This window comes from Streptomyces sp. ActVer (genome assembly GCF_027270795.1).
GTDB lineage: Bacteria > Actinomycetota > Actinomycetes > Streptomycetales > Streptomycetaceae > Streptomyces > Streptomyces umbrinus_A.
In genome coordinates, this window is sequence record NZ_JAPWHT010000438.1 from 1 (window position 1) to 8,598 (window position 8,598).

Below are 8,598 nucleotides of genomic sequence, written 5' to 3' on the forward strand. Positions count from 1 at the left end.
TCTTTCCCTACCCGACGCCCTCCCGATCCCGCGCCCCCGCCGCGCAGGCCGCCCCCGGTCTCTCGTTGCCCGGGGGCCTGATCACGGTCGCCGCGGCGGGCGGCGTGCTCCGCTCGGTACTGCCCGACGTCTGGACGGTTCCGGGCCATCTGCTGTGCGGCGTCGCGTTGTTGGCCGTACGCGGCACCTGGCTGCCGGAGTCCGTACGTCGTGGCCTGCGGTGGTCCTCCGCGGGTGTGCAGGCCCTCGCCGTGGCATGGGCCCTGCCCCTCGTCACCGTGGTCCTCGTGGGCCCGGCCGGCTGGGTGGAAAGCGTGTGGTCCGGTGCGCCTTCCGACGCCCGGGACGCGGTGACGGTCTCCACTCCCTGGCCGTCGGACACGGAGACGGCTCCGCTGGTGCTGACCGCGGTCGCGGCGGTCCTGGTCCTGACGTTCCGGGGCGGGCCGCACCGAGCCGTCGCCATGAGCGGTGCGCTCGGTCTGGCCTGGGCCGCGGTCCTCGCACTGCCCGCCACTCTCGAACTCCCTTACCCGGCAGGCCTGTTGCTGCTGGGCGTGACCACTGCCGCCGCCTTGACAGCGGCGGCGTACACCCGTCACGCACACCTGGCCGACGACGGCCCCACAAGCCCAGCAGAGGCCCCGGCACCGGCCACAACCCCGACCAGCACCCGCCCCTCCCCCCTCACCCTGACCGCACTCGGCCTGGCGCTCCTCACCTCTCTCCACCTCGTCGCGCTCTCCCTCGCCGCCGAGGCCGCCACGCTCGCCGTCCTCGGAGGCCTGACCGCACTGTTCGCGGCGGTCACCGTCCGGCAGAAGCACGAGATCCGGGCCGTCTCGGCCGCCGCGTCCCTCGCGTACGCCACCGCGCTGGCCTGTGCCACGGGCGCGTCGCTGGAATGGCAGCAGCACCACATCGCGCTGCTCGTGCTGGTGGTGCCGGCCACGGCCGCGCTCCTCGCGGCCCGGCTCGAGGACGCGACACCGACGCTGGCCGTCGAGATCACGGGAGCCGTCGCCGCCCTGTCGGCTATCGCCCTCGCGGCCGTGGAACCGCCGGTGCTCGCCCTCGTGCTGGCCCTGTGCGGCGTGATCGCCGCGGGCACTGCGATCCGGCCGGACCGCAGGCGGCTCGGCCACGTGGCAGCAGCCCTGTTCGTACTGGCCACCTGGGTCCGGCTGGTGTCCTGGGAGGTCGGCTCGCCCGAGGCGTACACCCTGCCGGTGACCGTGCCCGCTCTGGTCGTCGGGTTCGTCCGCCGGAGGCGGGACCCGGAGACCTCGTCCTGGACGGCGTACGGGCCCGGCCTGTCGGTGACCCTGCTGCCGAGCCTTCTCGCGGCATGGGGCGACCTCGACTGGCCGCGCCCGCTGCTCCTCGGCACGGCGGCACTCCTGGTCACCCTCGTCGGCGCCCGGCAACGCCTCCAGGCCCTGCTCGTCCTCGGCGGCGGCACCCTCGCCCTGGTCGCCCTCCACGAACTGGCCCCGTACATCGCCCAGGCCATGGGCGCGGTACCGCGCTGGGTACCCCCGGCCCTGGCCGGCCTCCTGCTCCTCGCCCTGGGCGCAACATACGAACAACGGCTCCGAGACGCCCGCCGAGTCCGGGAGGTCCTGGGAAGGATGCACTGACGGGCGCGCCCCGTCAGGGGCGCGCCCTCAGGGGCGCGGGGAACTGCGCGCCCAGCCACAACCGGACCCGCAGACAAATCCCGCGCCCCCCAGTGGAACGTCACGGCATCTTGTCGCCCACCAACGCCAGATTCTGGATCGCCGCCAACCCGTACAACGCCGTCGTGTTCGTCGAGACCCACGACGCCTCACTGCCCGGGACCAGACCGGTCGGCCCGTCGACCTTCTTCGTGGACCAGTCCGTCGACTCCTTGTAGTCCCACGTGTCGGCGCTGTTGTAGAACTGCCGCCACGCGCGCGCGGCCAGCGCGTCGTCGCCCAACTGGACAGCGGCGTACGCGTCCTGCCGCGCGTGCCCCTGGAAGAGCAGCAGGGAACCGAAGTCGGAGCCGTAGCGGGCCTTCTGCTCGGCCTTCGTGGCGTTGAAGTAGCGGCAGTAGTCGAGCCACGCCTCCTTGAACCTCGGCATGTCGATCTGGTCGAGCAGTTCGGCGTTCATCTCGACCAGGCCGAACATCGCCGAGAGGTGCGAGACGCCGACCACGGCCTTGTCCGCGACGGCGAACTTCCCGGTGTCCAGGTCGTACAGGGCGCTGCCCTGGACGAACCCGTTGGGCTGGGCGGCGATGGTCTCCATCGTCGACAGGACCCGCGCCTTGGCCTTCTCCCACTTGGGCCCGCGCCGCTCCCACTCGGTGAGCCAGGCGGAGACCAGACCGCTCCAGTCGGTGCCGAAGCCGATCGAGAGCGCGTTGCGGTCGGGCTCGTACGGCTCGGTGCGGATCTTGCGGATGGGGTCGAGGACGAGGAACGTCTCGTCGGAGTCGACGTTGGCGTGCATGAGGTCGCCGACGCGTTCGTCCGCGGTGAGGAAGTAGTAGTAGCGCCGGTAGGTGGTGTTGGCGATGCGCTGCTGCTTGGCGCTGTCGGCGTAGTGCTGGACGCCGTGGCGGGTGCCGAGGCCCGCCCACTTGCCGAGGTGGTAGACGTCGACCTCGCCGGTGTGCCGGGTCATGGCCTCGGCGAAGCGGAAGATGTCGGCGCGGCCGGAGCGCAGGTAAGCGAACCAGAGCCACAGGTCGGGCGAGAGTTCGGAGTTGTCCCAGGCGTAGCCGCCGATGTCGTAGCACCACTGGTGCCGGCTGGGGTCGTAGCTGTGCATGATGTCGCCGTAGTCCCAGAAGCCGTACCAACGGCGCATCTCCACCTGGTCCTTGTAATAGGTGAAGAGGAAGTCGAGGTGGTCCTCGATCTTCGCCTTGGCGGCGGTGGTCCGGTCCGGCTCGGAGAAGAGCCTGCCGAAGACGCCCGCCTTGATGAGGTGCCTGGGCGGGGCGGCGAGCTGCGCCGGAGTGCGGACGGCGTCCACCTGCTCGGCCATCGCGTCGGCGCTCGGCGTCGACTCGTGGGCCCAGAAGAGGAGTTCGCTGGTGCGGGCGATGCCGTAGGGCGTGCCGAACTCGGGCTCGTAGTCCTCGTAGGTGATGTTGAGGCCTTCGAGCTGTTCGGGGTACGTGTCCTGGCCCATGCCGTCGTGGTAGAAGCGCAGGTCCATGGGCTGTGCCTCGGGCGACCAGAGCCACATGGTGACCTCGGCCTCGTCGGTCTGGGCGTTGCGGATGTCGAGCTGGGCCGGGAACTTCTCCCAGAAGTCCCGCAGCCCGAAGGCGAGTCCGCCGCTCGCGCCGCCGACGTACCCGAAGCCACTCGCCCGCCGGCCGCCGCCCGCGCCGATCCAGCCGTGGCCCTTCTTGGTGCGCTTGCGGACCGAGAAGCCGTCCGCGGACAGCTGGGACAGGGTGTAGTCGCCCCACTCGGGGATGTACTGGAGGCGGGTGGTCACCCGCTGGTCCCAGGTCGACGGGTCGGGCAGCTTCTTGCCCTCGAACTGGGCGGTGCGCACGGCCGCGCCCGGGTCCCGGCGGAGACCAGTGATGCCCTTGACGGCCTCACGCAGCAGACCGGTGCCCTCGCCGCCGATACGGATGTGCCGGTCGTACGCGGCGTCGCGCATCGGCACCTTGAACCGCACGCCGATGCCGCGGATGAAGTCGCCGCTGGCCTTGCCTGGCTCCTGGGTGCCGTCGAAGGTGATCGTGTGCACCATGCGGAACGACTCGGCGCCCGCGTAGAAGTAGAGCCGGACCGAGAAGGGCAGCCAACTCCGGCTGCCCTTGCGGTGCTTGCCGTCGATACGGACGACGGCACGGACGGGCCCGTCCTGCTCGACCTCCACCTCCGCGACGGCGCTCTCGAACCGCTCGTACTTCTCCGCGCCCTGGTCGCCGTCCTCGATCTCGGGCTGCCGCAGCAGCACGAGACGGCCGTCCTTGGCGATCTCCGTCGAGCCGCGCAGTACGGACTTCACCAGCGTGGAGCCGCTCTTGCCGATCTTCGCGGTGATGACACCGGTCGACACGTCGATGGAGCCGCCGCGCTTGTCGACGGTCACCTTCTTCGCGGGCGCGGCGGGCGACCCCGCGGCGAGCGTGAGCTTGCCGCTCCCCGCCCCCGGCCCGACCGCGTGGGCCGTCCACTTCAGCGAGCCGTCCGGCCAGTAGCCGATCGGCCAGGACTGGACGGGCACCTCCTTGCCGTCGCCGTCGGTCAGCGCGAACGTCTGCTCCTTCTCGTACGCGCCCTTCGGCCAGGGCACGCCCACGGTCGAGCCGGGGGCGGCGCCGAGGCCGCCGTCCTCCAGCCAGTCCAGGGTCACCGGGTCCGCGTCGGCGGCCTCGGCTCTCGGCGCGGCCTGCGCGTCCTGAGCGCCCAGGGCCCAGCTGAACTGGGCGGCGGCTCCGGCGACGGCGGCCGCCTTGAGGAGGGACCTGCGGGGGATGGGAGACATGAGATCCAGCCTTTCCTTTCCGTGCGGGGAAGTAAGGGGAAGTCAGGGGCATGAAAGGGAGAGGCGCGGCACCGGACGCCGACCTCGTGTACGCGTGATGGGTGCTGTCGGACGGTTGGGTCAGCGGTGCCGGCCGCGCTCCTCCACGGCGAGCGCCGCCGCCGCGACGGCCCCGAGCACGGGGACCGCCAGCGGCAGGACGAACCAGGCGGAGCAGGCCACCACGGCCACTCCGCCGACCAGCAGGAACGACCCGGCGGGGTCGAGGACGGTACGGCGCCCGGCGGCCCCGAGCAGCTCCCGCCAGGACGCGCCGGGCTCCCAGACCGCCGCCGCACGCAGCCCGGCGACGACCAGCCCGATCAGGGCGAACAGACCGACGGCCCCGACGGCCGGGCCGCCGGGGATCCCGGCACGCACGGCCTGGACGTCCACCCACACCGCGAGGGCCGCGGCCCACCCGGCGAGACCCGCGATCCACCCGCCGCGCAGGGCCGACCGGTAGTCCGCGACGAACTCCCGCCAGCCGCCGCCCAGATGGGTCGTACGCCGTCGAAGATGCCGGGACCCGGCGGCGAACGCGGCGGGATAGGTGACCACGGGCAGCGAGGCCACCGCGATCCACACCCCGGTGAGCAGACACTCGGCGAACAGTGCGAACCGCTCGGCGAAGGCCGATTCACGCCTGGGAGCGGCGGCCGTACGAGCCTTGGTGCGCGTCTGGGTCATGACCGGCTCAGCCCTTCAGCCCGGAGGTCGCCATGCCGTCGATCAGGTACCGCTGGAAGGCGAGGAAGAAGGCCAGCACGGGCAGCAGCGCCACCAGCGACATGGCGATCATGCCGCCGTAGTTGGCGACGCCCTCCTGGTCGCGGAACATCATCATGCCCAGCGAGACGGTGTACTTGCCTGGCTCGTTGAGGTAGATCAGCGGGCCCATGAAGTCGTTCCAGGCGTTGATGAAGGTGAAGATCGCGCTGGTGATGAGCGCCGGACGGCAGAGCGGCAGCACGATCGACCAGTAGATCCGCAGATGCCCGCAGCCGTCGAGCCGCGCCGCCTCGTCCAGCTCCTTCGGCAGGTTCCGCATGAACTGCACCATGAGGAACACGAAGAACGCCTCGGTGGCCAGGTACTTGCCGATCAGCAGCGGTACATAGGTGTTGATGAGCTCCATCTTCTGGAACATCACGTACTGCGGGATGAGCAGCACGTGGTACGGCAGCAGCAGAGTGCCGATCATCAGCGAGAACATCAGGTTGCGCCCGGCGAACCGGATACGGGCGAAGGCGTACGCCGTCAGCGAGCAGGAGATCAGGATGCCGACGACGGAGCCGAGCGCGTAGAAGAGGGAGTTCTCGAAGAACGTGGCGATCGAGATGTCCGCGATGCCGTCGGCGAGCCCCTTGAAGTTCTGGAGGATCGGGCTGGTCGGGAAGAGCTGCAGGCTGCCGATGATCTCCCGGCTGGGCTTGAACGAGGCGCCGAGGACCCAGACGACGGGATAGAGGACGACCGCGAGGACCAGCAGGGCGCCGAGGTGCCAGGCGAGCGATCCGGTCCGCTTGCGCCCGAGGTCCAGCGACTTGCGCGGGGCGGTCGGGGTCGTGGTCGGAGTCGTGGTGGTGCTCATCGGGAGGCCTCCTCGTAGTGCACCCATCGCTTCTGGGACCAGAAGAGGACCACCGTCACCAGCGCCACGGCGAGCAGCAGCATCCAGGCCATCGCGGAGGCGAAGCCCATCTGAGCCTCCTTGAAGCCCTTCTGGTACAGGTAACAGGTGTAGACGAGCGTGGAGTCGGCCGGTCCGCAGGAGGCGTTGGAGACGACGTACGCCGAGCCGAAGATCTGGAAGGAGTGGATGGTCTCCAGCAGCACGTTGAAGAACAGCACCGGCGAGATCATCGGCAGGGTGATGCTCCAGAACCGTTTGAACGGTCCGGCGCCGTCCACCTCGGCCGCCTCGTACAGCTCCTTGGGCACCTGCTTGAGCCCGGCGAGGAAGATCACCATGGGCGCCCCGAACTGCCAGACGGTGAGTGCCACCAGGCTGTAGAGCACCCAGTCCGGGTTGCCGACCCAGCCGCCGACATCGACCCCGAAGAACGACTGCGTACGGTCCACCGCGGCGTCGTCGGAGAACAGGGCCCGCCACACGAAGCCGATGGACACGCTCGCGCCGATCAGCGAGGGGGCGTAGAACGCGGCCCGGTAGAAGGCCTGCCCGCGCCGGCTCTGGGCGAGCAGCAGGGCGACCCCCAGCGCGAGGAGCAGCTTCAGCGGGGTGCCGATGATGACGTACTTCGCCGTCACCTCGACCGACTTCTGCCACCGGGGGTCGTCGAGCATCCTGGTGAAGTTGTCGAAGCCGATCCACTTCGGGGAGTCGAAGAGGTTGTAGTCGGTGAACGCGAAATAGAGCGATGCGGCCATGGGCCCCGCGGTCAGCAGCAGAAAGCCCGCGATCCAGGGTGACATGAAGAGGTAGCCGGCCAGATTCTCCCGGCGGCCACGTCGCCGCACGGCGACGGGGCGGCCGGGACGCTTCTCCGGGGCATCCGGCGGAGAGTCCTTGATGAGCGTCGTCACTGCTGTTCCCATCAGGTGGCGAGGGCGGTCTTCGCCTCGGAGAAGAACTGCTTGACCGCGTCGGAGACCTTGGTCTTGCCCGTCGACATGTCACTTGCGACGCGCAGGAACGCGGCTTCCACGGTGTCGGCGCCCGCCGGGTGCGGCGTGATGGTCCCGAGCAGTCCGGCCTCGGCGACGTCCGCCTCGTACTTCGCGATCGCCTGGTTGGGGGCGTCGGTCGGCTTGTACGCGTCGAACTGCTCGGTGGTGGAGAGGAGGCCTCGGTCGTAGCCCATGATCTTGCCGACCTCGGGGTCGTGCACCATGAAGGAGATGAACTGGGCGACCTCCTTGGGGTGCTTGGTCCGCGCGAAACCGCTCAGCATGAGCGAGCCGAGGTACTGCCCGGTCTCCTTGCCGTCGGTCGTGGGGATCGGCGCCAGGCCGTAGCTGCTGTCGCCCTCCGTGGCATAGCGCACGGTGAAGTTGTCCCAGGTGAACTCGGACGCCCCGTCCCCGGAGGCCAGCGCCGACTTGGGCTTGAGCTGCTCGACCTTCTTCGGGTCGGTGACGATGCCGGCCTTGACGCGGTTGTAGCCGTCCTGCCACCACTCCGTCAGATCGCTCTCCTCGAAACCGAGTCCATCCTCGGTGAAGAACGCCTTGCCGTTCTGGCGCAGATAGAGGTCGTAGAGGTACATGATCCCGAAGTAGCCGGTGTCGCCCGCCACCTTCTGGGTGTCATGGATCTTCTTGAGCGCGGCGAAGTACTCGTCCCAGGTCCAGCCCTGCTCGGCCTTCACCCCGGCGGCTTTGAAGACTTTCTCGTCAATGACGAGTGACATGGTGTTGGAACCGACGGGTACGCCGAGGAGTTTTCCGTCGACCTCTCCGACCTTCTCGACTCCGGCGCGGAAGTTCTTGAGGTCCAGATTTCCCGCGTCCACTTGCGACTTGAGGTCGAGCAGAACACTTCTCTTGTCGTACTTCCGCAGGAATGCGACCGCGTTCTGAAATACGTCCGGCGGATTCCCGCCCGCGGCCTGGGTCTGGAACTTCTCCCAAAAGGCCACGTAATCCTGGAAGTCCGTCTTCACCTTGATCTTCGGGTACTTCTCCTCGAAGAGCTTGATGGACTGGTTGATGCGCTTGGCCCGCTCCTCCGCGCCCCACCAGGCGAAGCGGATCTCGACGGTTCCGTCTCCCGATCCACCGCTGTCTCCCCCGCAGGCCGTCGTCGTGGCCAGCCCCAGCGTGGCCAGCGACGCTCCGGCCGCCTTGAGGACCGTCCGCCTCTCAACACTCCCGTTTTCTCCCACAGTCGGGCCTCCCCGCGACGTAGCCGTCCGCTCCATGAATCGTTTCAAGTAAGCGCTTGCTGGCACAAGGTACGGAGGGTCTCAGCGGGCGTCAATGATTCGGACAGGAATCGGTGTGAACGGGGTCGCCGGCGCGACGGCCTGAACTGAGGGGATGTGGCGGGGCGTTGGGCGGGAATGCTGGGCGAGTGTGCAGGTGGGGCGGGGTTGGTCGAGCGGT

General features: G+C 69.3%; 6 protein-coding genes. 1 reads left to right on the forward strand and 5 read right to left on the reverse strand.

The window, feature by feature from the left end:
• Window positions 1-1,640: SCO7613 C-terminal domain-containing membrane protein (locus O3Q52_RS43090; RefSeq protein WP_369124184.1), on the forward strand; the 1,640-nt coding region annotated here is incomplete at its 5' end.
• A 100-nt stretch (window positions 1,641-1,740) separates the two neighbouring features.
• On the opposite strand, the gene O3Q52_RS43095 is transcribed toward O3Q52_RS43090, so the two are convergent.
• From O3Q52_RS43095 to O3Q52_RS43115, 5 genes are all read right to left on the reverse strand, one after another.
• A complete protein-coding gene (locus O3Q52_RS43095) occupies window positions 1,741-4,488 on the reverse strand; it encodes a Tat pathway signal sequence domain protein (protein ID WP_269653978.1) in 2,748 nt (915 codons plus the stop codon).
• Window positions 4,489-4,608: 120 nt separating this feature from the next.
• Window positions 4,609-5,217 (reverse strand): hypothetical protein, encoded by a 609-nt coding sequence (locus tag O3Q52_RS43100; protein WP_269653979.1) that lies wholly within the window; start codon window positions 5,215-5,217, stop codon window positions 4,609-4,611.
• A gap of 7 nt (window positions 5,218-5,224) precedes the next feature.
• The gene (locus O3Q52_RS43105; protein WP_269653980.1) at window positions 5,225-6,121 is read right to left on the reverse strand and encodes a carbohydrate ABC transporter permease; all 897 of its coding nucleotides are present in this window, start codon (window positions 6,119-6,121) and stop codon (window positions 5,225-5,227) included.
• On the reverse strand, window positions 6,118-7,089 hold the full coding sequence (locus tag O3Q52_RS43110) for a carbohydrate ABC transporter permease (protein WP_269653981.1): 972 nt from the start codon (window positions 7,087-7,089) through the stop codon (window positions 6,118-6,120). Before O3Q52_RS43110 ends, O3Q52_RS43105 begins: the two co-directional genes overlap by 4 nt.
• Window positions 7,089-8,378, reverse strand: a complete 1,290-nt coding sequence (locus tag O3Q52_RS43115) for an ABC transporter substrate-binding protein (protein ID WP_269653982.1) — start codon at window positions 8,376-8,378, stop codon at window positions 7,089-7,091. Before O3Q52_RS43115 ends, O3Q52_RS43110 begins: the two co-directional genes overlap by 1 nt.
• Window positions 8,379-8,598 lie beyond the last annotated feature (220 nt).

Bases quoted from the DNA above. Each gene is read 5' to 3' on its own strand.
- O3Q52_RS43095 (WP_269653978.1), bottom strand. From the start codon at position 4,488: ATGTCTCCCATCCCCCGCAGGTCCCTCCTCAAGGCGGCCGCCGTCGCC.
- O3Q52_RS43100 (WP_269653979.1), bottom strand. From the start codon at position 5,217: ATGACCCAGACGCGCACCAAGGCTCGTACGGCCGCCGCTCCCAGGCGT.
- O3Q52_RS43105 (WP_269653980.1), bottom strand. From the start codon at position 6,121: ATGAGCACCACCACGACTCCGACCACGACCCCGACCGCCCCGCGCAAG.
- O3Q52_RS43110 (WP_269653981.1), bottom strand. From the start codon at position 7,089: ATGGGAACAGCAGTGACGACGCTCATCAAGGACTCTCCGCCGGATGCC.